The sequence below is a fragment of the Pseudomonas sp. lyk4-R2A-8 genome (assembly GCF_030209095.1).
Taxonomy (GTDB): Bacteria; Pseudomonadota; Gammaproteobacteria; order Pseudomonadales; family Pseudomonadaceae; genus Aquipseudomonas; species Aquipseudomonas quebecensis.
The window spans coordinates 108614-134459 of sequence record NZ_JARVSS010000022.1; the positions used below are offsets into that span (position 1 = coordinate 108614).

Annotated in this window: 25 protein-coding genes; 17 read left to right on the forward strand and 8 right to left on the reverse strand. The window is 60.8% G+C overall.

The features are described 5' to 3' along the window. The first annotated feature begins 19 nt into the window (after positions 1-19). The 6 genes from odhB to QRN10_RS20255 all read left to right on the forward strand — a co-directional run bounded on the left by odhB (position 20) and on the right by QRN10_RS20255 (position 7610). Positions 20-1243 (forward strand): 2-oxoglutarate dehydrogenase complex dihydrolipoyllysine-residue succinyltransferase, encoded by a 1224-nt coding sequence (gene odhB / locus QRN10_RS20230; protein ID WP_181079971.1) that lies wholly within the window; start codon positions 20-22, stop codon positions 1241-1243. Between the two features lie 103 nt (positions 1244-1346). After that, complete coding sequence (lpdA, locus tag QRN10_RS20235) at positions 1347-2783, forward strand: dihydrolipoyl dehydrogenase (RefSeq protein ID WP_181079970.1); 1437 nt, start codon at positions 1347-1349, stop codon at positions 2781-2783. A gap of 204 nt (positions 2784-2987) precedes the next feature. Further along, positions 2988-4154: an ADP-forming succinate--CoA ligase subunit beta gene (sucC, locus tag QRN10_RS20240; protein ID WP_060754516.1), complete on the forward strand. Its 1167-nt coding sequence runs from the start codon at positions 2988-2990 to the stop codon at positions 4152-4154. Next, on the forward strand, positions 4154-5035 hold the full coding sequence (gene sucD, locus QRN10_RS20245; RefSeq protein WP_003172813.1) for a succinate--CoA ligase subunit alpha: 882 nt from the start codon (positions 4154-4156) through the stop codon (positions 5033-5035). The genes sucC and sucD overlap by 1 nt, the downstream gene beginning before the upstream one ends. Before the next feature lie 350 nt (positions 5036-5385). After that, the gene (brnQ, locus tag QRN10_RS20250) at positions 5386-6699 is read left to right on the forward strand and encodes a branched-chain amino acid transport system II carrier protein (RefSeq protein WP_181079969.1); all 1314 of its coding nucleotides are present in this window, start codon (positions 5386-5388) and stop codon (positions 6697-6699) included. Between the two features lie 170 nt (positions 6700-6869). After that, entirely contained in the window at positions 6870-7610 is a 741-nt protein-coding gene (locus QRN10_RS20255; protein ID WP_181079968.1) for a DUF599 domain-containing protein, read from the forward strand. A 92-nt stretch (positions 7611-7702) separates the two neighbouring features. Here the strand turns inward: QRN10_RS20255 and QRN10_RS20260 are convergent, their stop codons facing one another. Next, entirely contained in the window at positions 7703-7945 is a 243-nt protein-coding gene (locus QRN10_RS20260) for a hypothetical protein (RefSeq protein ID WP_181079967.1), read from the reverse strand. Between the two features lie 158 nt (positions 7946-8103). Here QRN10_RS20260 and QRN10_RS20265 point away from each other — a divergent pair, with 158 nt between their 5' ends. The 4 genes from QRN10_RS20265 (at position 8104) to QRN10_RS20280 (ending at position 11819) form a co-directional block, all read left to right on the forward strand. Further along, on the forward strand, positions 8104-8580 hold the full coding sequence (locus tag QRN10_RS20265; RefSeq protein ID WP_181079966.1) for a PaaI family thioesterase: 477 nt from the start codon (positions 8104-8106) through the stop codon (positions 8578-8580). Further along, entirely contained in the window at positions 8577-9029 is a 453-nt protein-coding gene (locus QRN10_RS20270) for a PaaI family thioesterase (protein WP_266248654.1), read from the forward strand. Before QRN10_RS20265 ends, QRN10_RS20270 begins: the two co-directional genes overlap by 4 nt. 89 nt (positions 9030-9118) lie before the next feature. Continuing rightward, entirely contained in the window at positions 9119-11023 is a 1905-nt protein-coding gene (gene htpG, locus QRN10_RS20275; RefSeq protein ID WP_181079964.1) for a molecular chaperone HtpG, read from the forward strand. 67 nt (positions 11024-11090) lie between these two features. Next, the gene (locus QRN10_RS20280) at positions 11091-11819 is read left to right on the forward strand and encodes a dienelactone hydrolase family protein (RefSeq protein WP_181079963.1); all 729 of its coding nucleotides are present in this window, start codon (positions 11091-11093) and stop codon (positions 11817-11819) included. Positions 11820-11919: 100 nt separating this feature from the next. Here QRN10_RS20280 and QRN10_RS20285 read toward each other — a convergent pair whose 3' ends face one another. Both QRN10_RS20285 and QRN10_RS20290 read right to left on the reverse strand, forming a co-directional pair. Continuing rightward, positions 11920-12786, reverse strand: a complete 867-nt coding sequence (locus tag QRN10_RS20285; RefSeq protein WP_285428987.1) for a pirin family protein — start codon at positions 12784-12786, stop codon at positions 11920-11922. 64 nt (positions 12787-12850) lie between these two features. After that, positions 12851-13267 carry an OsmC family protein gene (locus QRN10_RS20290; protein WP_181079961.1) on the reverse strand — a complete coding sequence of 139 codons (417 nt, stop codon included), beginning with the start codon at positions 13265-13267 and terminating at the stop codon, positions 12851-12853. A 137-nt stretch (positions 13268-13404) separates the two neighbouring features. Here QRN10_RS20290 and QRN10_RS20295 point away from each other — a divergent pair, with 137 nt between their 5' ends. Further along, positions 13405-14433: an amidohydrolase family protein gene (locus QRN10_RS20295; RefSeq protein ID WP_502941456.1), complete on the forward strand. Its 1029-nt coding sequence runs from the start codon at positions 13405-13407 to the stop codon at positions 14431-14433. Between the two features lie 86 nt (positions 14434-14519). Here the strand turns inward: QRN10_RS20295 and fabB are convergent, their stop codons facing one another. The 5 genes from fabB to QRN10_RS20320 all read right to left on the reverse strand — a co-directional run bounded on the left by fabB (position 14520) and on the right by QRN10_RS20320 (position 21475). Further along, the gene (gene fabB / locus QRN10_RS20300; RefSeq protein WP_003190033.1) at positions 14520-15740 is read right to left on the reverse strand and encodes a beta-ketoacyl-ACP synthase I; all 1221 of its coding nucleotides are present in this window, start codon (positions 15738-15740) and stop codon (positions 14520-14522) included. Between the two features lie 11 nt (positions 15741-15751). After that, a complete protein-coding gene (gene fabA, locus QRN10_RS20305; protein WP_010211704.1) occupies positions 15752-16267 on the reverse strand; it encodes a 3-hydroxyacyl-[acyl-carrier-protein] dehydratase FabA in 516 nt (171 codons plus the stop codon). A gap of 249 nt (positions 16268-16516) precedes the next feature. Next, on the reverse strand, positions 16517-18418 hold the full coding sequence (locus QRN10_RS20310; protein WP_181079959.1) for an ATP-binding protein: 1902 nt from the start codon (positions 18416-18418) through the stop codon (positions 16517-16519). Beyond that, entirely contained in the window at positions 18415-19344 is a 930-nt protein-coding gene (locus tag QRN10_RS20315; RefSeq protein ID WP_181079958.1) for an ABC transporter substrate-binding protein, read from the reverse strand. Before QRN10_RS20315 ends, QRN10_RS20310 begins: the two co-directional genes overlap by 4 nt. Before the next feature lies 1 nt (position 19345). Beyond that, a complete protein-coding gene (locus QRN10_RS20320) occupies positions 19346-21475 on the reverse strand; it encodes a TonB-dependent receptor plug domain-containing protein (RefSeq protein WP_502941451.1) in 2130 nt (709 codons plus the stop codon). Between the two features lie 195 nt (positions 21476-21670). Here QRN10_RS20320 and QRN10_RS20325 point away from each other — a divergent pair, with 195 nt between their 5' ends. From QRN10_RS20325 to QRN10_RS20350, 6 genes are all read left to right on the forward strand, one after another. Beyond that, entirely contained in the window at positions 21671-22696 is a 1026-nt protein-coding gene (locus QRN10_RS20325) for an NAD(P)H-dependent glycerol-3-phosphate dehydrogenase (protein ID WP_181079957.1), read from the forward strand. Positions 22697-22706: 10 nt separating this feature from the next. After that, complete coding sequence (locus QRN10_RS20330; RefSeq protein ID WP_253511633.1) at positions 22707-23054, forward strand: DUF4389 domain-containing protein; 348 nt, start codon at positions 22707-22709, stop codon at positions 23052-23054. Then, the gene (gene sixA / locus QRN10_RS20335; RefSeq protein ID WP_285428990.1) at positions 23051-23500 is read left to right on the forward strand and encodes a phosphohistidine phosphatase SixA; all 450 of its coding nucleotides are present in this window, start codon (positions 23051-23053) and stop codon (positions 23498-23500) included. Before QRN10_RS20330 ends, sixA begins: the two co-directional genes overlap by 4 nt. A 133-nt stretch (positions 23501-23633) precedes the next feature. Continuing rightward, complete coding sequence (locus tag QRN10_RS20340) at positions 23634-24077, forward strand: hotdog fold thioesterase (RefSeq protein WP_285428991.1); 444 nt, start codon at positions 23634-23636, stop codon at positions 24075-24077. 97 nt (positions 24078-24174) lie between these two features. Further along, positions 24175-24978 (forward strand): alpha/beta fold hydrolase, encoded by an 804-nt coding sequence (locus QRN10_RS20345; protein ID WP_285428992.1) that lies wholly within the window; start codon positions 24175-24177, stop codon positions 24976-24978. Then, complete coding sequence (locus QRN10_RS20350) at positions 24975-25829, forward strand: alpha/beta hydrolase (protein ID WP_285428993.1); 855 nt, start codon at positions 24975-24977, stop codon at positions 25827-25829. Before QRN10_RS20345 ends, QRN10_RS20350 begins: the two co-directional genes overlap by 4 nt. Positions 25830-25846: the final 17 nt, after the last annotated feature.

The window sequence follows — 25846 nt, forward strand, 5'->3', positions numbered from 1 at the left end:
TTTTAAGGACCCACAGATAATGGCTATCGAAATCAAAGCCCCGTCATTCCCGGAATCGGTTGCCGATGGCACCGTTGCCACCTGGCACAAGAAACCAGGCGAGGCCGTCAAGCGTGACGACCTGATCGTCGACATCGAGACCGACAAAGTCGTGTTGGAAGTGTTGGCTGAAGCTGACGGCGTGCTGGGTGCAATCGTTGCCGAAGAAGGCGCTACCGTTCTGTCGAACCAGGTACTGGGCTCGATCGAAGAGGGCGGCGCTGCTGCTGCCGCTCCAGCAGCGTCCGCTGCTCCGGCTGCCGCCCCGGCCGCTGCTGCCGCCGACGCGGGCGAAGATGATCCTGTCGCCGCCCCGGCCGCTCGCAAGCTGGCTGAAGAGAACGGCATCAACATCGCTTCCGTCGCCGGTACCGGCAAAGGCGGTCGTGTGACCAAGGAAGACGTGGTTGCCGCCATCGCCGCCAAAAAAGCTGCGCCGGCCGCCGCACCTGCCAAGGCTGCCGCTCCGGCTGCCGCTGCTCCAGTGTTCGCCGCCGGCGATCGCACCGAGAAGCGCGTACCGATGACCCGTGTACGGGCCACCGTGGCCAAGCGTCTGGTTGAAGCCCAGTCGAACATGGCAATGCTGACCACCTTCAACGAAGTCGACATGACCGAAGTCATGGCCCTGCGTTCGAAGTACAAGGACCTGTTCGAGAAGAGCCACAACGGCGTGCGCCTGGGCTTCATGTCGTTCTTCGTGAAAGCGGCCACCGAAGCGTTGAAACGCTTCCCGGCCGTCAACGCTTCCATCGACGGCAACGACATCGTCTACCATGGCTATGCAGACATCGGCGTTGCCGTGTCCAGCGACCGTGGCCTGGTGGTTCCAGTCCTGCGTAACGCCGAACTGATGAGCCTGGCTGAAATCGAAGGCGGTATCGCCACCTTCGGCAAGAAGGCCCGTGACGGCAAGCTGACCATCGACGAGATGACCGGTGGTACCTTCACCATCACCAACGGTGGTACCTTCGGTTCGATGATGTCGACGCCGATCGTCAACCCACCACAGGCCGCGATCCTGGGCATGCACAACATCATCCAGCGTCCGATGGCCGTCAACGGTCAAGTCGTGATTCGCCCGATGATGTACCTGGCACTGTCCTACGATCACCGCCTGATCGATGGTAAAGAAGCCGTGACTTTCCTGGTGACCATCAAGAACCTGCTGGAAGATCCGGCTCGTCTTCTTCTGGATATCTAAAAAGCAGCGGCAAGCTGCAAGCGACAAGCCCCAGGCTCGAGAGCGGGTGGGTTTCAAACTTGTGGCTTGCGGCTTGTAGCTTGTTGCTAAAAGGGAACCTTTTATGACACAGAAATTTGACGTTGTAGTGATTGGCGCGGGCCCTGGCGGCTACGTGGCCGCCATCAAGGCCGCACAACTGGGCCTCTCGACTGCTTGCATCGAAAAATACACTGACAAGGAAGGCAAACTGGCGCTGGGCGGTACTTGCCTGAACGTTGGCTGCATTCCTTCCAAGGCGCTGCTGGACAGCTCCTGGAAATTCCACGAAGCGCAGGACGGTTTTGCCATCCACGGCATCAACCACGCCGGCGTGACCATGGACGTCCCTGCGATGGTCGGCCGCAAGGCCAATATCGTTAAGGGCCTGACTTCCGGCGTTGCCACCTTGTTCAAGGCCAACGGCGTGACTTCCCTGCAGGGCCACGGCAAATTGCTGGCCGGCAAGAAAGTCGAAATCACCAAGCCTGACGGTTCGGTTGAAGTGATCGAAGCCGAAAACGTGATCCTGGCCCCAGGTTCCCGTCCGATCGACATTCCACCTGCCCCGGTAGACCAGAACGTGATCGTCGATTCGACCGGCGCCCTGGAATTCCAAGCCGTGCCTAAGCGCCTGGGCGTGATCGGCGCCGGCGTGATTGGTCTGGAGCTGGGTTCGGTGTGGTCCCGTCTGGGTGCTGAAGTCACCGTTCTGGAAGCATTGGATACGTTCCTGCTGGCTGCCGATACCGCAGTCTCCAAGGAAGCATTCAAGACCCTGACCAAACAGGGCCTGGACATCAAGCTGGGCGCTCGCGTAACCGGCTCGAAGGTCAACGGCGAAGAAGTGGTCGTGACCTACACCGACAAGGATGGCGAACAAACCATCACCTTCGACAAGCTGATCGTTGCAGTGGGCCGTCGCCCGGTGACCACCGATCTGCTGGCGGCCGACAGCGGCGTGAACATCGATGAACGTGGCTTCATCCACGTTGACGATCACTGCGCTACCACCGTTCCAGGCGTGTATGCCATCGGTGACGTGGTTCGCGGCATGATGCTGGCGCACAAGGCTTCCGAAGAAGGCATCATGGTGGTCGAGCGCATCAAGGGCCACAAGACCCAGATGAACTACGACCTGATCCCTTCGGTTATCTACACCCACCCGGAAATTGCATGGGTCGGCAAGAACGAACAGCAGTTGAAAGCTGAAGGCGTTGAAGTTAACGTCGGCACCTTCCCGTTTGCCGCTTCTGGCCGTGCCATGGCAGCCAACGACACCGGTGGTTTTGTCAAAGTCATCGCTGATGCCAAGACTGATCGCGTATTGGGCGTGCATGTGATTGGCCCAAGCGCAGCAGAACTGGTTCAGCAGGGCGCGATCGGTATGGAATTCGGCACCAGTGCCGAGGACCTGGGCATGATGGTCTTCTCCCATCCGACCCTGTCCGAAGCGTTGCACGAAGCAGCGTTGGCAGTGAATGGCGGCGCCATCCACATCGCCAACCGCAAGAAGCGCTAAGCGAGATAATAAGAAACCACGGCGGAGTTGCCCGTCGTGAGCCTTGCGCGCAAGACTCACCGCGGAATATCCGCTGGACGCAGCCTTGCGCAGCTTTACGGGCCATAAGCCCCGCAGGTTGCGCAAGCAGCAGTCACAGGTGGCGCGGCACTCATAATGAGCGCAGCGCCGAATGCGCAGTACCTAACGAAGACGGTAAAAAGCATGAATCTTCACGAGTATCAGGGTAAGCAGCTGTTCGCTGAATACGGCCTGCCAGTATCCAAGGGCTACGCAGTAGACACCCCGGAAGCAGCAGCAGAAGCTTGCGACAAAATCGGTGGTACCGAGTGGGTTGTCAAAGCCCAGGTCCACGCGGGTGGTCGCGGTAAAGCGGGCGGCGTTAAGCTGGTTCGCAGCAAAGAAGACGCCAAGGCCTTCGCACAGCAGTGGCTGGGCAAGCGTCTGGTGACTTACCAGACTGATGCCAATGGCCAGCCAGTCACCAAGATCCTGGTTGAATCGTGCACTGATATCGCTAAAGAGCTGTACCTGGGCGCTGTCGTTGACCGTTCGAGCCGTCGCATCGTGTTCATGGCGTCCACCGAAGGTGGCGTGGACATCGAAAAGATCGCTCACGAAACCCCAGAAAAAATTCTGAAAGCCACCATCGATCCACTGGTTGGCGCTCAGCCATTCCAGGGTCGCGAGCTGGCTTTCCAGCTGGGCCTGGAAGGCAAGCAAGTTGCCCAGTTCGCCAAGATCTTCGTAGGTCTGGCCAAACTGTTCCAGGATCACGATCTGGCCCTGCTGGAAGTGAACCCGCTGGTGATCAAGGCCGACGGCGACCTGCACTGCCTCGATGCCAAGATCAACATCGACGCCAACGCTATGTACCGTCAGCCTAAGCTGAAGACTTTCCACGATCCGTCGCAAGACGATCCGCGCGAAGCGCACGCTGCCAAGTTCGAACTGAACTACGTAGCGCTGGAAGGCAACATCGGTTGCATGGTCAACGGCGCCGGCCTGGCCATGGGTACCATGGACATCGTCAACCTGCATGGCGGCAAACCAGCCAACTTCCTCGACGTGGGCGGTGGTGCTACCAAGGAACGCGTGACCGAAGCCTTCAAGATCATCCTGTCCGACGCCAACGTCGCCGCAGTACTGGTCAACATCTTCGGCGGCATCGTTCGTTGCGACATGATTGCCGAAGGCATCATCGGTGCAGTGAAAGAAGTCGGCGTTAAAATCCCGGTTGTTGTTCGCCTTGAAGGTAACAACGCTGAACTGGGCGCTAAAGTACTGGCAGAAAGCGGTTTGAACATCATCGCGGCTACCAGCCTGACCGACGCTGCTCAACAAGTTGTCAAAGCTGCGGAGGGCAAATAATGAGCGTCCTGATCAATAAAGACACCAAAGTTATCTGCCAGGGTATTACCGGTTCGCAAGGTAGCTTCCACACCCAGCAAGCCATCGAATACGGCACCAAGATGGTTGGCGGCGTAACACCGGGCAAAGGCGGCACCGAGCACCTGGGCCTGCCTGTGTTCAACACCGTGAAAGACGCTGTAGCCGCCACTGGCGCCACCGCCAGCGTGATCTACGTTCCGGCTCCTTTCTGCAAGGACTCGATCCTGGAAGCGGCATTCGGCGGCATCAAGCTGATCGTTTGCATCACCGAAGGCATTCCTACCCTGGACATGCTGGACGCTAAAGTTAAGTGCGACGAGCTGGGCGTGGTCCTGATCGGCCCTAACTGCCCAGGCGTGATCACTCCAGGCGAATGCAAGATCGGCATCATGCCAGGTCACATTCACTTGCCAGGTAAGGTCGGTATCGTTTCCCGTTCCGGCACCCTGACCTACGAAGCTGTGAAGCAGACCACTGACGCCGGTTTCGGTCAGTCGACTTGCGTCGGCATCGGCGGTGACCCGATCCCAGGCTCCAACTTCATCGACATCCTGAAGCTGTTCCAGGAAGACCCGAAGACCGAAGCGATCGTAATGATCGGTGAGATCGGCGGTTCGGCTGAAGAAGAAGCGGCTGCCTACATCAAGGCACACGTGACCAAGCCGGTTGTTTCCTACATCGCTGGTGTGACTGCCCCTGCGGGCAAGCGCATGGGCCATGCGGGCGCAATCATCTCTGGCGGCAAAGGCACTGCAGACGAGAAATTCGCTGCGCTGCAGGACGCAGGCGTTAAAACCGTGCGTTCGCTGGCAGACATCGGCAAGGCCCTGGCCGAGCTGACCGGTTGGGCTGTCAAGTAAGCTCCGCGCTTAACTGACGTTCCACCCACAAAGGCCACCTTCGGGTGGCCTTTGTGCGTCTTGGATGTACACGATCCAATGTGGGAGGGGACTTGCCCCCTCCCACAGGTGGTCGTATTGCCAAATTAAGTATGAAAACGCGACATCAAGATGTCGCTTATCGGACAGTACGCCCCGCAACAGTGCGTTTGTCAGCCTAATTCTGTACCCTGGCCGCCTCTTTATGCGCCCGCATCCCAAAAGGACGCTGCGCGCTGGAACGGTCGGTCCCCAAAAGGGCCGCCGGTATTTCCCTCATCCACAGGGAATCCCTCTCTAAATTCCGATTCAGCAGTGTGGTATTTCCTTAAATGAAAGTGTTGAAAAGCCAGGACATCCTGGCGTTGGGCTTCATGACTTTTGCCCTGTTTGTGGGCGCCGGCAACATCATCTTCCCGCCTATCGTTGGATTGCAGTCCGGGCCTCACGTCTGGATGGCGGCGCTGGGCTTTCTGATCACGGCGGTCGGCCTGCCGGTGGTTACCGTAGTTGCCCTGGCAAAGGTCGGTGGCGGTATGGACGCGTTAAGCAGCCCGATCGGCAAGATCGCCGGTGGCCTGCTCGCGGCGGCGGCGTACCTGGCGGTAGGCCCGCTGTTCGCTACCCCGCGTACCGCGACCGTGTCCTTTGAAGTGGGCCTGGCGCCCTTGACCGGCGAAAGCCCGCTGGCGCTGTTCCTGTACAGCTCGGTGTACTTCCTGGTGGTGTTCTTTGTCTCCCTGTATCCCGGGCGCCTGTTGGACACGGTGGGGCGTTTTCTCGCGCCGCTGAAGATTATCGCGCTGGCTATCCTCGGCATCGCTGCGTTCGCCCTGCCGGCCGGCGATGTGGGTGTCGCTACCCCGGAATATGTCGCTGCGCCATTCTCCCAAGGGTTTATCAATGGTTACCTGACCATGGATACCCTGGGTGCGCTGGTATTCGGCATCGTCATCGTCAATGCGATTCGCTCACGAGGTGTCGAGTCTCCAAAGCTGATCACTCGCTATGCGATCATTGCCGGCCTGATTGCCGGTGTGGGCCTGGCGCTGGTATATGTCAGCCTGTTCCGTCTCGGCTCAGGCAGCCATGCCGTCGCAGCCGGTGCCAGCAACGGTGCGGCAGTGCTGCATGCCTATGTGCAACACACCTTCGGTTCCCTGGGCAGCGGCTTCCTGGCCGTGCTGATCTCCCTGGCGTGCCTGGTGACGGCGGTGGGCCTGACCTGTGCCTGCGCCGAGTACTTCAGCCGCGTGCTGCCCTTGTCCTACAAGACCCTGGTGGTAATCCTGGCGTTGTTCTCGCTGTTCGTATCGAATCTGGGCCTGACCAAGCTGATCGCGTTCTCGATCCCGGTGCTCACCGCGATCTACCCGCCGTGCATCGTGCTGGTGGCACTGAGCTTCTGCAAAGGCTTCTGGCAGGAGCAGGGGCGGATCGTCGGCCCGGTGATGCTGGTGTCGTTCATCTTCGGTTGCATTGATGCGCTCAAGGGTGCGGGCCTGGCGGATTGGTTGCCGGCGCAGTTGGCGAACCTGCCGTTGAGCGAGCAAGGCCTGGCCTGGCTGGTGCCGTCGGTGATGATTCTCGTTGTGGCGGTAGTGGTAGACCGTCTGCTCGGCAAGCGTAGCGAAGCGATCGCATAACGCGCCAGGTTCGAGGTTTACGGAAATGCCCCGTATCAATCGATACGGGGCATTTTTTATGCTTTATGAAACTACACCCTCTAGAGTTGGAAGGGATCAGTGTGGGAGGGGCTTGCCGCTCCCGCCGTCATAGCGCATTACGCCATCATTCACCCTGTCATAGGCCCCGCATGTCGTTCGTCGAAACCAATCAGATTCACCTGCTTGCCGCCCTCTGGTTCGTCCTGTGCTGGGGCGGCTATACCCGTTATGCCACCTGGAAAGCCCGAGACACCGCGTGTCTGGCCAGTGTGCTGCATCTTTACCGTGAAGACTGGATGCGCCGCATGTTGCTGCGTGACAACCGTATCGCCGACGCCAGCGTGATCGGCAACCTGGAGCGCAATGCCTCCTTCTTCGCCTCCAGCACCCTGATTATTCTCGCCGGTATTCTGACCGTGCTTGGCGCTTCCGAGCGCGCAGTGTCATTGCTGGCGGATATTCCCATGGTGCAGCAGGCCTCCCAGGGCATGTCGGAAATCAAGTTGCTGTGCCTGGCGCTGGTGTTTGTCTACGCGTTCTTCACGTTCAGCTGGTGCATGCGCCAATACAACTTCGCGGCGGTGCTGGTAGGGTCGGCGCCGATGATCGGCGAGCGGCATGTGTCTGAGCAGGAACGCAAGGCGTTTGCTTTGCGCGCGGCGCGTGTCATCTCAATGGCCGCCAATCAATTCAACTTCGGACTGCGTTCTTATTACTTCGGCATGACCATGCTTGCCTGGTTTGTCAGCCCCTGGTTGTTCATGTTGATGAGTGCCGGCGTGGTGTTCGTGCTGTATCGCCGCGAATTTCATTCCGACGTGCTGGAGGTGATGGTTTATACGCCAACCGACACGCCGTTAACGGAGCCGGTGAAGGACGCGGTGTCTTAACGCTGTAACCACTGGCGTTAAATACCAGGCAAAGTAAAGCCCGCTATATGAGCGGGCTTTCTTTTTGCAGCACGATTACTTCAAGCCAGGTCTCAGGAGCCGGTGGCAGGTGCTGCTTCTTTTGCGGCGGCAGCGTTGGATTCGGCCTGAGCTTTGGCAGCATCGGCGTTTTCTTTCGCAGCGTCGTTCACTTTATCCTGAGCCTTGGCCATATCTTTCTGAGCTTGCTCAGAATGGGCAGCGGCGTCTTGGGCTTTGTCTTCGGATTTCTTGTCGCAGGCAGCCAGACCGAGAGCAGCGGCCAGCATCATGGAAATAGCTAAAGTCTTGCGCATGGGGTGTTTCTCCTTATTGAAGATATCTACTGGCCTTTCGAGCCTGAGGGTTCAGCATTAGTTCCTTTAATTACGCAGATATATAAACAGCACCCTGCCAGGAACTTTCGCCCGCACCCCGTACTCCGCGGATCAACACTAATAAGAGTCTGGACCGAATGAGCGAAAATCCATTGTTAGAGCGTGCCCGACGCTTCGTTTCGGCATTGCGCCATTGCCAGCTGTTGGGCATTACCGTTCATGAGGCCAATACCCAAGGCATGACGCTCATCCTGCCGTACGGCCCGGCGATCGTCGGCGACCCCCTGACCGGCGTGATACACGGTGGCGCGTTGACCTCGTTGATGGACACTGCCTGCGGCATGGCGACCCTGTGTGTACTGGCGGACTTCGAGGTATGCCCGACCCTAGACCTGCGCATCGACTACATGCACCCGGCGGCGCCTCACCAGCCGGTCTACGGCTTCGCCCAATGCTATCGGGTGACCACCGATGTGATCTTCACCCGTGGCGTTGCCTACCAGGAGGACCCGCAGCACCCCATCGCCCATGTAGTCGGTACATTCATGCGCATGGGCAAGCGTCTCAAGGGCACGCAGGGGCTGGGCGATACCCTCAAGGGAGCGCAGGCATGACCCATCGATTCAAGACCCGCCTTGAACAGGCCCATGCGCGCGGTGACTATACGGCGCTGCTCGAGTTGATTCCGTATGCCCAATTGATTGGCATTGAATGCACGCGCCTGGGCGATGAATTGTTGTTTCGCCTTCCGGCCAACAAAGACAACATTGGTAACCCCATTTTACCGGCCCTGCACGGCGGCGTGATCGCAGGCTTCATGGAGTTGGCTGCGGCGCTGCACCTGCTGGTGTTTACCGGTGCGCCGGGACTGCCGAAAATCATCGACTTTTCTCTGGATTACCTGCGCGCCGGCCAGTTTCGCGACACTTACGCCACTTGCCAGGTGTGGCGTCAGGGGCGTCGCGTGGCGAATGTGGCGATCACTGCGTGGCAAAGCACCGCCGCAGAGCCAATCGCCACTGCTCGAGCGCATTTCAAGATCGAGGACACGAGCCGCTCTTGAAATCCTGCTGTTAGCCCCCAACTTTGATGACAACCCGCCGCCAACCCGCAAGGGCGCGGCCACTGCCATCCAATTGGAGTTTGATGACCATGAGTGTGGAAACTCAAAAGGAAACCCTGGGCTTCCAGACCGAGGTGAAGCAACTGCTGCACCTCATGATCCATTCGCTGTATTCCAACAAGGAAATCTTCCTTCGCGAATTGATCTCGAACGCCTCTGACGCTGTCGACAAATTACGTTTCGAAGCCCTGTCCAAGCCCGAGTTGCTGGAAGGTGGCGCCGAACTGAAAATCCGCGTGAGCTTCGACAAGGACGCCAAGACCGTCACTCTCGAAGACAACGGTATCGGCATGAGCCGTGACGATGCGGTCACACATCTGGGGACCATCGCCAAATCCGGTACTGCCGATTTCATGAAGAACCTGTCGGGCGATCAGAAGAAGGATTCGCACCTGATCGGCCAGTTTGGCGTGGGCTTCTATTCAGCCTTCATCGTGGCTGACAAGGTTGAAGTGTTCAGCCGTCGCGCCGGCCTCGACGCCAGCGAAGGCGTGCATTGGGCGTCGAAAGGCGAGGGCGAGTTTGAAATCGCCACGATCGACAAGCCAGAGCGCGGCACTCGTATCGTGTTGCACCTGAAGTCCGGTGAAGAAGAGTTCGCCGACGGCTGGCGCCTGCGCAACATCATCAAAAAGTACTCCGACCACATCGCGCTGCCGATCGAGCTGCCTAAAGAAAAGGCCGCCGCCGAAGGCGAAGAAACCCCGGCCCAGGAATGGGAAGTGGTCAACCGCGCCAGCGCGCTGTGGACCCGTCCTCGTACCGAAATCAAGGACGAGGAATACCAGGAATTCTACAAGCACATCGCTCACGATTACGAAAACCCGCTGAGCTGGAGCCACAACAAGGTCGAAGGCAAGCTGGAGTACAGCTCGCTGCTCTACGTGCCTGCTCGCGCGCCGTTCGATCTGTACCAGCGTGAAGCGCCCAAGGGGCTCAAGCTGTACGTGCAGCGCGTGTTCGTGATGGACCAGGCGGAATCCTTCCTGCCGCTGTACCTGCGCTTTATCAAAGGCGTGGTCGACTCCAATGACCTGTCGCTGAACGTGTCGCGGGAAATCCTGCAGAAAGACCCGATCATCGACTCCATGAAGTCGGCGCTGACCAAGCGCGTGCTCGACATGCTGGAAAAACTGGCGAAAAACGAGCCTGAGCAATACAAAGGCTTCTGGAAAAACTTCGGCCAGGTCATGAAAGAAGGCCCGGCGGAAGATTTTGCCAACAAGGAAAAAATCGCCGGCCTGCTGCGTTTTGCCTCGACTCAGGGCGACGACGGCGAGCAGGTTGTGTCGCTGGCCGACTACCTGGCGCGCGCCAAGGAAGGCCAGGACAAGATCTACTACCTGACCGGCGAGACCTACGCGCAGGTCAAGAACAGCCCGCACCTGGAGGTCTTCCGCAAGAAAGGCATCGAAGTATTGCTGCTGACCGATCGTATCGACGAGTGGCTGATGAGCTACCTCAGCGAGTTCGACGGTAAGTCCTTTGTCGACGTGGCCCGTGGCGACCTGGATCTGGGCAACCTGGATTCCGAGGAAGACAAAAAAGCCGCTGAAGAGGTGGCCAAGTCCAAGGAAGGCCTGGTTGAGCGGATCAAGACTGCCCTGGGCGATGCCGTCAGCGAAGTGCGGGTTTCCCACCGCCTGACCGATTCCCCGGCGATCCTGGCCATTGGCGAACAGGACCTGGGCCTGCAGATGCGCCAGATCCTCGAGGCGAGCGGGCAGAAAGTACCGGATTCCAAGCCGATCTTTGAATTCAACCCCGCGCACCCGTTGATCGAGAAACTCGACGGCGAGCAGAGCGAAGAGCGTTTTGGCGACCTGTCGCACATCCTCTTCGACCAGGCGGCCCTGGCCGCTGGTGACAGCCTGAAGGACCCGGCCGCCTATGTGCGCCGACTGAACAAGCTGTTGGTTGAACTGTCGGTTTAACAACGTCGCAGGAAAAACCCGCTTCGGCGGGTTTTTTCGTTCTAGTGCACTTCAACTGGAGTAAATGATGAGCCAAGTCACCGTGCGTTCCGTGGTCTATCAGATAGATGGGCAATCGTATGAGAGTCGCCTGGCGTTCGATGCCAGCCACGTGGGCCCGCGACCGGGCCTGCTGATGGCGCCGAACTGGATGGGGGTGAGTGCCGGTGCTGAAGAGATCGCCAAAACCGTCGCCAGTCACGGCTACGTAGTGCTGATCGCCGACCTGTACGGGCAAACTGTGCGTCCCTCCAATGGCGATGAAGCCGGCGCGGCGATGATGCCGTTGAAGAACGACCGACCGCTGTTGAACAAACGTATGCAGGCAGCTTTCGAGCAACTGCAGAACCAGACGGAGGCGGCGGTTGATACATCGAAGCTGGCAACCTTCGGTTTCTGCTTTGGTGGCTGCTGCTCACTGGAATTGGCGCGTACGGGCGCACCTTTGAAGGCGGCGGTGTCCTTTCACGGCACCCTCGATACGCCGAACCCGGCGGATGCACGGAATATCAAGGGTTCCGTGTTGGTGTTGCACGGCGCTTCCGATCCCTTGGTCCCTAAAGAGCAACTGCCGGCGTTTGAAGATGAAATGAACGCCGCCGGTGTGGATTGGCAATTGCTCAGCTACGGCGGTGCGGTGCATTCGTTCACCGACCCGCACGCCAATGTGCCGGGCAAGATGATGTACGACGCGAAGACTGCCGCGCGGGCCTTCCAGTCGATGCACAACCTGCTGGATGAAGTGTTCAAGGGCTGAGTGTTCAGCGCCTGTTCCGGCGTCATCGGGGCGAGCTCCCCCTCCCACACATGATTGGATTCAGATCGTCAAAATGTGGGAAGGGGCTTGCCCCCGATGGCTATCTCCCAGGCAACTCAATCCTTTCCGATTCCCCCGGAACCGTTGGCCAATCCCCAGCCGCCCAGCGCTGCCTGGCCTGCTCGATCACCGCAGGATCACTCGCGACAAAATTCCAATTGATCCGCCTCGGTCCATCCAGCGGTGCTCCGCCCAACACCACCAGATGACAGTCGGATTCGGCTGACAACGTCATCGTCTCTCCCTTCGGCAACACTACCAGGCTATGGGCCTGTAACGGTTCGCCATCGAGTTGCGCTTCGCCCGCCAGCACATACACCGCACGTTCCTCATGCTCATCCGGGATCAGCAAGGTGGTGGCCGTCTGCATTCGCACCTCGGCATACAGGGTGGGCGACAGCACCGGTACCGGCGATTTGAGGCAGAAGCCAGTGCCGGCAATCAAGCGGATCTGCACGCCCAGTGCGTCGCTGACTGGCAAACTCGCTGCCGGGTGATGGCTGTAATGCCCCGGCCCGGTTTCGTGGTCCCTGGGCGACGCCAGCCACACTTGCAGGCCATGCAGCGTAAAACCGCTGGCCTTGAGCGCCTCCGGCGTGCGCTCGACGTGGGCAATCGCGCTGCCGGCTGTCATCCAACTGACCTCGCCGGCTTGCACTACCTGATCGGAGCCCAGGCTGTCCTTGTGCTGCAAGGCGCCCTCGAACAGGTAGGTGAGGGTCGATAACCCGATATGCGGATGCTGGCGGATATTCATGCCGGTGCCTGGCGCATAGCGCGTAGCCAGCATGTGGTCGAAGAATACGAAAGGCCCGACGCTTCGGCATTCGCGCGAGGGCAGCGGGCGCAGGATCGGCTGGCCCTCGACATCTTCCGGGCGAGGGCGGATCACGGTGAGGGTGGTCATGGTGCATCCCTGTCTGAGCGGGTTGGAATGCGCTGAGCATAACCCGCTCGACGGGAGGCTGCCGCTATTGGCTGAAAGCACCTTCGGAGAGGGTGGTCTCGATGTTGATGTCGGCGGTGGTCATCAGTTTGTGTACCGGGCAGCGGTCGGCCACACGATGCAGCTCATCGCGTTGCGCATCGGTGAGCACGCCCTTGAGCGTCAACTTGACGTTGAGCGTATATCGGCCTTTTTGCTCGTCGGTGGCATCGTGGGTCACTTCCACCGTCACGCCTGTCAGCGGAATATCTTTTTTCTGTGCGTAGAGCCTGACCGTCAGCGCCTTGCATGAGGCCAGCGCGGCGTCGAAATAATCGTGGGGGGAGGGCGCCGAATCGTCACCGCCCAGGCTTTTGGGCAGGTCGGTGAACAGTTCGTGGTGGTTGATATTGACGCTGTGGCGATAGTTTTCGGTGTTCAGCGTATTGACGATGACTGGCATGGCAAACCTCACAGTGACGGCAGGATAAAGGTCATGCAGTTATAGAGCATGCTGGCACTTAGGTGTTCCTGCTTTTTTCGCCGGATGAACCCGGCGAGGCACGCCAGGGTCTACCTGTATTCCCTGCCTGACGAGAGATCACCGTGCCCTGGACCCGCTTGAGCCTTGCCCTGCTATTGGCCGCAGGTAGCTTCACCGTGCAGGCCCGCGACTATGCCTACAGCGATGCGCACCTGCACTACGTGGACTTTTTCCAGGAAACCGCGGGCATGGACAAGCTGCTCAAGGCCATGGCGGAAAATCGCATCGACCATGTGATGATTTCAGGCGTTCCGGTCGCCAAGAAATGGCATGAAGACGAACCCAAGCGCCCACGCTACTACGCCGGTGATGACGCCGATGCGTATTGGTACAGCGCCACTGACGTGATTGTCGCGGCCGCCGTAAACACACTGAGCCCGGAGCAGCGTCGCCATTTTCATCCGTTTCTGTCCGGTTTCAACCCCAATGACAAGAACTCCGACGCGCATATCCAGCGCATGCTCGACCTCAATCCGGGCTTGTGGCAGGGCATTGGCGAGGTCTTCACCCGCCACGACGACCTGACCGCGCTGACCTCTGGCGACACCCCGCGCGCCAACAACGAGGCCATGACGCGCATTTATCACCTGGCGGCCGAAAACGACCTGCCGGTGCTGCTGCATTCCAACATCACCTCCAAACGCGAGCGCAACCCGCTGTACCTGGCCGAAATCGAGGAGCCACTGCGCAATCATCCGCACACGCGGTTTATCTGGGCCCATGCCGGCGCCAGCAAGGAGATTCATCGGCATCAGGTACAGATGGATTTTTTGCTGCCCACCTTGAGCCGTCTGCTGGAGGCTTACCCCAATCTGTACATCGACCTGTCATGGAGCATGCTCACGCCTTACCTGCTGGACGAGTCGGGTAAACCGCGGCCGGAGTGGCTGGCCCTGGTGGAGCGCTTCCCGGAGCGCTTTATGCTGGGCTCTGACGTCGTCGGGCGCTTCAATAAACTGGGCAAGGAAATGCACCGCTTCGATCCCTTTCTTGACGCGCTGCCTGAAACGGTTGCCCGTAAGGTGGCGCGGGATAATTTCCTCGCCGTGCTGCCCAGGCACCTGCGTGATAACAGCGCTCCTTGAGCCCGCGCCCCTGCCAGGATTTTCCGTGGCCCATGAAAAAGCCCCGAACCAGTCGGGGCTTTTTCATGGGGAGCAACCTACAAGGCTTACTTGCCCTGCCAGCGCTTGAGCACCAGGGTAGCGTTAGTGCCACCGAAGCCGAAGCTGTTGCTCATCACGGTGTCGATCTTGGCGTTCTCGACGGTCTTGGTCAGGATCGGCATATCGGCGACGACCGGGTCGATCTCGTCGATGTTGGCCGAGCCGGCCATGAAGTTGCCTTCCATCATCAGCAGGCAGTAGATCGCTTCGTGAACGCCGGCGGCACCCAGGGAGTGACCGGACAGGCTCTTGGTAGAGCTGATTTTCGGTGCCTTGTCGCCGAATACCGCACGCACGCCTTCCATTTCCTTGGCGTCGCCGACCGGAGTCGAAGTACCGTGGGTGTTCAGGTAGTCGATTGGGGTGTCGACAGTGGACATCGCCATCTGCATGCAGCGGATCGCGCCTTCACCGCTTGGCGCAACCATGTCGTAGCCGTCGGACGTGGCACCGTAACCGACGATTTCCGCGTAGATCTTGGCGCCACGGGCCAGGGCGTGTTCCAGCTCCTCGACCACCACCATGCCGCCACCGCCGGCAATGACGAAACCGTCACGCTTGGCGTCGTAGGCACGGGAGGCTTTTTCCGGGGTTTCGTTGTACTGGGTGGACAGCGCGCCCATGGCGTCGAACAGGAACGACTGGCTCCAATGTTCTTCTTCACCGCCGCCGGCGAATACGATGTCCTGCTTGCCCAACTGGATCTGCTCGACTGCAGTGCCGATGCAGTGAGCACTGGTGGCGCAGGCGGAGGAGATCGAGTAGTTCACGCCCTTGATCTGGAACGGAGTGGCCAGGCAGGCCGAAACGGTGCTGCCCATGGTACGGGTCACACGGTACGGGCCGACACGTTTCACGCCTTTTTCGCGCAGGATGTCCAGCGCTTCCATCTGGTTCAGGGTGGATGCACCGCCCGAACCGGCGATCAGGCCGGTGCGCACGTTCGACACCTGGTCTTCGCTCAGGCCGGAGTCGGCAATCGCGTCTTTCATGGCCAGGTAGGCGTAGGCGGCGGCGTGGCCGACGAAGCGGTAGATCTTGCGATCGATCAATTCTTCGAGGGGCAGGTCGATGGAGCCGGAAACCTGGCTACGCAGACCCATTTCGGCATATTCCGGGTTGAAGCGGATGCCAGGGCGACTTGCACGCAGGTTAGCGGTGACGGTCTCTTTGTCATTGCCCAGGCAAGAAACGATGCCCAGACCAGTGATAACGACGCGGCGCATGCGGATAACCCTTAAAAGTTGTCAGTGGAAGTGAATACGCCGACCCGAAGGCCTTCGGCAGTATAGATCTCGCGACCGTCGACGCTCACCGAACCATCGGCGATGGCCAGGTTCAGCTTGCCCTTGAGGACGCGCTTGATTTGAATGTTATAGGTGACTTTCTTCGCGGTCGGCAGGACCTGTCCGAAGAATTTCACTTCGCCCGAACCCAGGGCACGGCCGCGACCCGGCAGGCCTTGCCAGCCGAGGAAGAAACCGACCAACTGCCACATGGCGTCGAGGCCCAGGCAACCTGGCATCACAGGATCGCCTTCAAAATGGCAGGCGAAGAACCATAGGTCCGGGGTGATATCCAGCTCGGCGACCAATTCACCTTTGCCGTACTTGCCACCTTCTTCGCTGATATGGGTGATGCGATCCACCATCAGCATGTTGGGGGCGGGCAGTTGCGCGTTACCTGGGCCGAACAGCTCACCGCGACTGCAGCGCAGCAGGTCTTCCCGGGTAAAGGCGTTTTGTTTGGTCATGCGAGCTCCTCAATAATCCCATGCGGCAGGGTAGGGTAGATCTTCCCGAACCGAATGAAGCGTTCATGCCTCATGTCGGCAGCCTACACATAGACTATTGCGTTGTAGTGAAAGTCACAGCGTCAAGGTACTCAATGTACACATGTTCACTGAAATGTTAAACCGGGCCCGTTCAAGGGCCCATTTGGGTGCCTAAGACTGCCGCACTTTCGTCTTTCACGCCAGTCGCAGTTGGCTCATCGCGCGGCATTACTGCACCCAGCGCTGCAGGATTTGCTGCAGATCGGTACGTTTGAACGGCTTGGCCAGGTAATCGTTCATTCCCGCCGCCAGGCAAGCTTCACGGTCGCCCTGCAAGGCGTTGGCGGTCAGGGCAATGATGGGCAGGTCGGCGCAGCCGGGTAACCGGCGAATCTGCCGAGTGGCTTCGTAACCATCGATCAGCGGCAGGCGGCAATCCATCAGGATCGCCGTGAAAATCAGGCTTTCGGCGCTGCGGATGGCTTCGGCGCCGTCGGTGGCCAGGCTCACCTCGTACCCGAGGCTGCGCAGCATGGCTTCCACCACGGTGCGGTTGACCGGATTGTCCTCCACCAGCAGCACGTGACGGCCTTCGCCGGCGGCGCCTTTGCGCTCGGCATCGGGGGGAGCGGAGGGCAGGCTGTGCTGGTCGATGGCCAGCGGGAGCTCAAGGGTAAACACCGAGCCACGGCCTTCTTCACTCTGGGCGCGCAGTGTGCCGCCCATGCGTTCGGCCAGCGTACGCGCGATGGGCAGGCCCAGGCCCGTGCCGCCGTAGCGCCTGGATATGGAGCTGTCGGCTTGCTGGAACGCATCGAACATCAGTTCCAGGCGTTCGGCGCAAATTCCGATTCCGCTGTCGCGCACGGTGCAGGTAAACCACACCAGCTCATGGTCGAGGGTCTGCCAATGGGGTTCGACGCTCACGCTGCCCTGCTCGGTGAACTTCAATGCGTTGCCGATCAGGTTCACCAGAATCTGCCGGATACGCGTGGGGTCGCCCCGCACCCGCAGCGCCTCCATGCCCGGCGGGATCGGCAGTCGCAGCGCCAGCCCGCGCTGCTGGGCGCTGTGCTGGAAGGCTTGGGCGCAGCTGTTGATCAGGTCGGCCAGGTTGAAGGGGATATGTTCCAGCTCCAGGGCCGCACGTTCGATGCGCGAGAAATCGAGGATGTCGTTGATCACCTTGAGCAAATGCTCGGTGGATTCGGAGGCCAGCGCCGCATATTCGGTCTGTTCCTCGGTCATCTCGGTGGTTTCCAGCAACTGCAGCATGCCCAGCACGCCGTTCATCGGAGTGCGCAATTCATGGCTCATCATGGCCAGGAAATCCGATTTGGCGTTATTCGCGCGCTCGGCCTCTTCGCGGGTCTGGATCAATTGGGCCATGGCCTGCTGTTGTTCGCGACTGGCCTGGTTGAGGCCTTCGGCCAGGTTGTTGATATGCCGCGACAGATCGCCCAGCTCCGAGTCGTCCACGATCGGCAGTGCGGTCTTGTAGTGGCCCTGCTGGATAGCTTTTACCGCAGTGCCCATGGCGCTGATCGGCTGTGACAGGCTGGCGGCCAGGCGCCGGGCCAGCAGGAAGGTAAACAGCAGCGTGAACAGCGCCAGGATGCCGGCCTTGAGCAGGATCTCCTGCTGGCGCTGGCTGAACGCATCGTTGGACATACCGACGATGACCCGACCCAGGTAGTCGGCACGCGGCGCCTTGGTTTCGTTGAGGTTGTCCTGAAAAAAGTCGTTGCCCAGCTGGATATGCTGCAGGCGAATCGGCGCCTGGAACACTTTTACCGACAGCGAGCGATCATGTTTTTCCGAAGGCTGTTCGACGTACACCAGAATATTCTCGGTGCTGTCCTGAATCTCCAGGAAACGTACATGAGGCGTCGCCAGCGTGGCGCGCAGCAGGCTCTCGAGCACGTCGGTGTTGCCGGAAATCACCCCATATTCAGTGGCCGGCGCCAACTGGTTGGCGATCAGTTGCCCGGTGTGGTCCAGCTCCTGGCGCAGGTCCTGGATGCGCACGAAGGTAAAGAAGCTGATCAGCAGCAATGTCAGCACCAGCGCCGGGCCCAGGGTAATGAGCTGGGTGCGGGTATTGATGTCCCAACGACGGCGCAGGGTCATGGGCGTTTTTCTCCTTCGGCCAGTTGCGCCGCGACCTGGGCTTCATCGACCTGTTCGATCCCCAGCGAGCGCGCCACTTGGGCATTGCCCACCACTTTGAAATGGTCCGGGTACACCGAGCGCGGCCAGTTGGCGGGGGCATGGTCGAGCAAACGGTCGAGTACCGCCAGCCAGTCGGTCTGGTCGCTGTAAGTGCTGGCCAGGCTGCCGGCCCGCACAAAGCCGGCGTTGGGGCCCACCAGCGGCAGTTGCTGGGCGTAGCTGCTCAACAACAGGTTTTTTGCGGTTTTCGGGTTGTACAGCTGTGGGTCATCCAGGCCCAGCAGTACGTCGCTGTTCCTGAACAGGCTTTGCAGAGGGCGACTGTCGCTGGTGTTGTCCCAGCGCTGGGGCACGATTTCCAAGTTCAGGGGGGCGGCATGCTGACGCAGTTCGGGCAGCAGGAACTCGCTTTCGGCGCCATACAGAACGCCGATCCGGCGTGCCTGGGGCAGGATGCGCGTAATCAGGCGCAGCTGGCGCGCCAGCGGCGGGTCGCTCCATAGCAGGCTGACATGGGCATGTTGTGCAGCGCCCGGGTGCTGATGTGCCTGCAGCCGGCTGATGCGCAGCACCAGCGTCGGTGGGCCCTGATCGTCCTGCAGGCGCCAGTCGAGACTGGGCAGGTCGAGCAGGATCAAGCGTGTGCTGGCGGGCAGGCGGCCGGGCGCGGGTAAGTCTTTGAGCGGGGTAAACGTCACATGGTCTTCGGGGCGTTGCCGCGCCAGGGCCTGAGTAAAGGCCTGCACCCCGTCACTGTCTTCGGCGGCCGTCAGCAATACCTCGGCGGCCCATGCCGGTGCAGCCAGCAGCAGGCACGCCAGCAACGAACAGCGGCGCCAGAGCGCGGAGATGAAGGAGAAGGTCATCCGTGACGGGGCGGCCATGCTAGAACTCCAGCTCCGCACTGAAGTACAGCACGTGGCGCTGGTCGTAGGTGTTGTCGGCCCATGTGGTGGGCTGGTCGTCGAGGCGCTGCTGCAGCATGCCGGCCAGTTCCACATTGGCTTTGCCCAAGGCAATGCGTTTGGCCACGCGCAGGTCGACCCGTTCGAAGCGGTACTGGTTGAGGGCGTCGTCGCCATAGTAGAACAGCGCGCTGGACCAGCCGCGACCCCATTCACGCAGCCAGCCGGCCGAGCCACTGTTGCGTGCGGTTTGCGCCTTGTCCCTGGGGTTGCTGGCGGTGGCGTCGACGTACGCATAGGTCAGGCGCAGGCGGTCGGCGTTGCTGACGCGCCAGTCCAATTGGGTTTCGGCGCCGGTGAACCGCGAACTGTTGGCGTTGCTGGCGATGTATTGGTTATTGCGCAGCGGCGAGCTGATCATGTCGGTGATCTCGTCATAGAACAGCTTCACGTCCATATTCAGGCCGATGTCGGCGAAAAACCCGTTGTAACCCAATTCCCGTGAGCGCATCAGCTCTTTATCGAGGTTGCCGGGGCCACGTGTTTTTACGAAGTATTGCGCGGAGCTTTGTCCGAACGCCGGCGAGCTCAAGTTAGTGACGCGGTAGCTCCAGTTGACGTTGTTCTCGAACATGTCCGGCGAGCGGATCGCCTCGGAGTACACCGCGCGCAGGCCGTGACGCGGGTTGATCAGGTAGTTGACCGCCACCCGGGGCGTCAGCGAATTGCCGCTCAGGTGAGTGTCTTCATACATGGCGCCACCCTGCAGCAACCAGTGTTCGCTGGCGCGCCATTCCAACTGGCCGAACAGGCGCCAGGTGGTGTCGTCCAGGGTGCCGTTGAAATAGGTGTCGGAGTCGGCACGGTCATAGCGATAGTTCATGCCACTGACCAGGCGCAGGCTGTCGGACAGGCTGAGGGTGTCCTGAATCTCCAGGTCGTAGCGGCTTTCCCGGGTGCTCTGGTCGATGTCGCCGCATACGCTCTGGTTGGCGCCGTTGCGCCATTGGTCCAGCACCTGGTTGGCCAGCGCCTGCTCGGCGGCGCTGCCTGGCGGGGCGCTGCCCTGGCTGTAGGTGTCCATATGCCGGGCCAGCTTTTCCGCGTAATTGGGGTTCAGTTGCCACAGCTGGGTCAGTTCCGGGCTGAACGAGACCTTGGCGTCGCAGGCTTTCCAGATCTGCCGGCGGTCCCACCGTTGAGCGGAGCCCTGGATATACAAACTGTGTTCCGGGTTGAAGTCGAAATTCCAGCGCAGGGAACCGGCGTAGTCCTTGGACGTGACGTCGGAATTGGTACCGCCCTCGGTAATGCCGGCGAAGACCGGGCTGTAGGTGTAAGGGCGCTGGTTGGTGCCTTCCTTCGCATCCAGTTGCCAGTCGATGCTCTGCTGCGTATTCAAGGTCTGGCTTACGGCCAGGCTGAAGCGGTTGAGGCGACGGCCATCGCGGCGGTCGGCACCGGCGGCATCGCTGTCGAAGCCATCATCTTGTTGCCCGGACAGCGACAGGCGCAGGTCGCCGGTTTCCCAGCCCGCGCCCTGGCTGGCATAGAAGTCGTTGATGCCGCGCTCGCCGCGAATCACTTTGACCCGCGAGCCATGGCTGTTGGCCGGTGAGCGCGTGAGGATATTGACCACCGCCATCAAGGCATTGGCGCCGTAGCTGACGGTGTTGGGGCCACGGAACACCTCGATGCGCTCGATATCTTCCATGGCCACCGGAATATCGCTCCAGTCCACTGTGGCCAGGCCTGCGCGGTATACCGAGCGGCCGTCGATCAACACCTGCATGCGCCGGGCGTCGCTGGCGCTGGTGCCGTGGTAGTTTACCGCCGCCTGGTTGCCGGTGGTGTAGCCGACCATCATGCCGGGCACCAGGCGCAGCAGCTCGCTGATGTCGCGCGCACCGCTGGCCTTGATCAATTCGCTGTCGATCACCGTCATGCTGCCGGGCACGGCGGCGGCCGACTGCTTGAGGCGCGTGGCGGTCAATACCTGCGGCAGCGGCTGGCTGTCGAGGAACAAGTCGTCAGCCAGTGCAGCACTGCTGCACAGCAGCATCAGCAGCATCAGCAGAAGAGACGAACGGGGAGGAGGGCGCAGATGCACGGTGCGGCCTTGATCATGACGGATAGCCGCCCATGTTAACCGAGGCGCGGCCATTTGCCAGTCGTCGCCCCTGCAATTACTTCACCTACCCGTGGCATTTTCCGACAAGCGCGCGAATCGACAGGGGGGCTGGCCGCAGGCGGGTCGCTCCGTATAATGCCGCCATCGCCACTGGTATGGATTAACGGATTGCATATGACTCAACAGCGCCCTATTGCGGTCCTGGGAGGCGGAAGTTTTGGGACCGCCGTGGCAAACCTGCTGGCCGAGAACGGCCATGCGGTGCGCCAGTGGATGCGTGATCCCGAGCAGGCCGAGGCCATTCGTGTACACCGCGAAAACCCCCGTTACCTCAAAGGCATCAAGATTCACCCGGCAGTCGAGCCGGTCACCGATCTGTTGGCCACCCTCACGGACTGCGAGCTGTGCTTCGTCGCGCTGCCGTCCAGCGCCTTGCGCACGGTGCTGGCGCCCCATGCCGAGCGTCTCGCGGGCAAGCTGCTGGTCAGCCTGACCAAGGGCATCGAAGCGCAGACCTTCAAGTTGATGAGCGAGATCCTTGAAGAAATCGCGCCCCAGGCGCGCATTGGTGTGCTGTCCGGGCCGAACCTGGCGCGGGAGGTGGCCGAGCACGCGCTGACCGCTACCGTGGTGGCCAGCGCCGACGAAGCGCTCTGCGAGCGTGTCCAGGCGGTGCTGCATGGTCGCACGTTCCGCGTTTATGCCAGCAGCGACCGTTTTGGTGTCGAATTGGGCGGCGCGTTGAAAAACGTCTACGCGATCATCGCCGGCATGGCGGTGGCGTTGGGCATGGGGGAAAACACCAAGAGCATGCTGATCACCCGCGCCCTGGCGGAAATGACCCGCTTCGCGGTGAACCAGGGCGCCAACCCTATGACGTTCCTCGGGCTGGCCGGCGTGGGCGATCTGATCGTCACCTGCTCCTCGCCCAAAAGCCGCAATTATCAGGTGGGGTTTGCGCTGGGCCAGGGCTTGAGCCTGGATGAGGCGGTCACGCGCCTGGGCGAAGTGGCCGAAGGGGTCAACACGCTCAAGGTTCTCAAGGCCAAGGCTCAGGAGGCCGGGGTGTACATGCCGTTGGTCGCCGGGTTGCACGCTATCCTGTTTGAAGGGCGCACCTTGGACCAAGTGATCGAGCTGCTGATGCGGGCCGAGCCCAAAACCGATGTCGACTTTATTTCCACCAGTGGTTTCAACTGAGGAACGCACCATGAACGATCCCAAAGCTGCTCCCAAGTACGAATCCATCGGCCTGCGCATCCTGTGGATGCTGGTGTTCGCCCTGGTCTGGCAGGTGGCGCAGTTCCTGCTCGGTGCGCTGGTAGTGGTGCAACTGGTTTATCGCCTGATCTACGGCGCGCCGAACCTGGGCCTGATGAATTTTGGCGACAGCCTCAGCCAGTTCCTTGCACAGATCGGCCGGTTCGGCAGCTTTCATACCGAGCAAAAGCCCTGGCCGTTCGCCGACTGGCCGGCGCCACGCGCACCCGAAGGCGAGGCGCCCCACAGCGTGCCGGCGGCGCCGCACCCGGTGCGCGATGAAGAGCCGAAATTGTGAAGCTGTGGATCCTGCGTCACGGTGAGGCCGAAAGCCAGGTGCGCACCGACGCCGAACGCAACCTCACCGAGCATGGCCGCGCAGAGGTGCTGCGCAGCGCCGCACGGTTGATCGGCCAACCCTTCGACGCGATCATCGCCAGCCCTTACACACGGGCGCAGCAAACCGCTCAGCTGGTGCGCGAGGCGCTGGGGTTTGAGCCGGATATTGACACCGTGCCGTGGCTGACGCCCGAAGGCGATCCGCGGCAAGTGCTGGCCCACCTCGACGGCGAGCAGAACGTGCTGCTGGTCAGCCATCAGCCGTTGGTGGGCAATTTGATCAGCTTCCTCCAGCACGGCCATTGGCGCCAACCGCAGCCGATGTACACCGCCAGCCTGGCGCAGTTGGAAGGCGAGTTCTTGCTGGCGGGGTCGATGAGGCTGGTGAGCGTGCAAAACCCCTAGCGGTGCGCCTTCCTTGCGTTAACCCGCATCATCGATGCGACTTATGGCGCACATTTACACGCCGGGAGCGCGCGCATCGAGACGATTGTGTGGCAGGATTAGGGTCATCATAAAAACACCAAAGGACACCTGCATGAGCCTGTGGCGCACCCAACCGAATATCGAACACCTCAACGCCAGCCAGAAAAACACCATCGGTGAATTGCTGGATATCCGCTTCGAAAGTTTCGACGACGAGTCCCTGACCGCGAGCATGGTGGTTGACGCGCGCACGCATCAACCTTTCGGCCTGCTGCACGGCGGCGCGTCGGTGGTGCTGGCCGAGAGCATCGGCTCGATGGCGGCCTACCTGTGCGTCGACACCAGCAAATACTACTGCGTGGGCCTGGAAGTGAATGCCAACCACCTGCGCGGTGTTCGCAGCGGCCGGGTGACGGCGGTGGCCAGGGCTGTGCATATCGGGCGCAGCACCCAGGTGTGGGACATTCGCCTGAGCAACGAGGAAGGCAAGGCCACATGCATATCGCGCCTGACCATGGCGGTGGTGCCGCTGGGCGAGAACCCACCGGCCCGATAGGCGTGGCGTGAGTGTCACCATTCCTGGCAGTTACAGTCATTGCTGTGCCGGCCGTGCGTGATGACAATCAAGTCCTGATATTGCAGATGGATCCGGTATGTCGCAGCACGTGTTTTTCGCTCACGCCAATGGCTTCCCTTCGGCTACCTATGGCAAGTTGTTTGCCGCGCTGGCGCCGGAATATACCGTGGCGCACCTGCCGCAGCATGGTCACGATCCACGGTTTCCGGTGGACGATAACTGGCACAACCTGGTGGATGAACTTATCCACCATTTGGAGCAACAGCCGCAGCCGGTATGGGGCGTGGGCCATTCCCTGGGGGGCGTGCTGCATTTGCACTCCGCCCTGCGTTGCCCGCAGCTGTATCGCGGGGTGGTCATGCTCGACTCTCCGGTACTGACCCGCGCCGACCGCTGGGTGATCCGCGCCGCCAAGCGCTTCGGGTTTATCGACCGCCTCACCCCGGCCGGGCGCACCCTGGGTCGGCGCGAGGAATTCGCCGACCTGGACGCCGCGCGCAGCTATTTCTCCGGCAAGACCCTGTTTCGTGGCTTCGACCCGGACTGCTTCGAGGCCTACCTGCAACATGGCCTGCAACCGGTGGGCGACCGCTTGCGCCTGCGCTTCGACCCGGCCACCGAGATCAGCATCTACCGTGGTGTACCCCATACCAGCCCCGGCCAGGTGCGCCAGATGAAAGTACCGCTGGCGGTGGTGCGCGGCCGGCAGAGCCGCGTGGTGATGCGTCACCATGCCAGCGGCGTCGGCCGCCTGCCCCTGGGGGAAATGCTCACCATGCCCGGCGGCCATATGTTCCCGCTGGAACGCCCGCAGGACACCGCCACCCTGATCAAAACCCTGTTTGCCCGCTGGGACGCCCGTGAGCGCAGCTGCGCATGAGCTCGCCGGTCGAAGAAGTGCGCCTGAGCCTGCCTCATATCGAGTTGGCCGCCCATCTGTTCGGTCCCGAGGACGGGGTGCCGGTCATCGCCCTGCATGGCTGGCTGGACAATGCCAACAGCTTCGCGCGCCTGGCGCCGAAGTTGACAGGGCTGCGCATCGTGGCCCTGGACATGGCCGGCCACGGGCACTCGGCGCACCGCCCGCCGGGCGCTGGCTACGCCCTGTGGGATTACGTCTACGATGTGCTGCAAGTGGCCGAACAGTTGGGCTGGAAACGTTTTGCATTACTTGGCCACTCCCTCGGTGCCATTGTCTCATTGACGCTGGCCGGCGCCTTGCCTGAGCGCATCACGCACCTGGGCCTGATCGACGGCGTGATCCCGCCCACTGCCCCTGGCGAGAACGCGGCTGAGCGCCTGGGCATGGCGTTGCAGGCGCAATTGAACCTGCGGGACAAACGCAAACCGGTGTACGGCACCCTGGAGCGTGCAGTCGAGGCCCGGATGAAGGGCTTGGTGGCTGTGAGTCGTGAAGCTGCACAATTGCTGGCCCAGCGTGGGTTGATGCCGGTACCGGGCGGTTACACCTGGCGCACGGACAGTCGCCTGACGCTGGCTTCACCGCTGCGTCTGACCGACGACCAGGCCATGGCCTTCGTACGGCGAGTCAATTGCCCTGCGCAATTGGTGGTGGCTGCCGACGGCATGCTGGCGAAACATCCCGAATTGCTTTCCGAGCTACCCTTTACAGTGACGACGCTGCCGGGCGGCCATCATTTACACCTGAATGATGAGTCCGGCGCGGTCCTTGTTGCAGACTGTTTCAATCGGTTCTTCTCCGCGCCTTGACTTGGGGCGGTCAACTG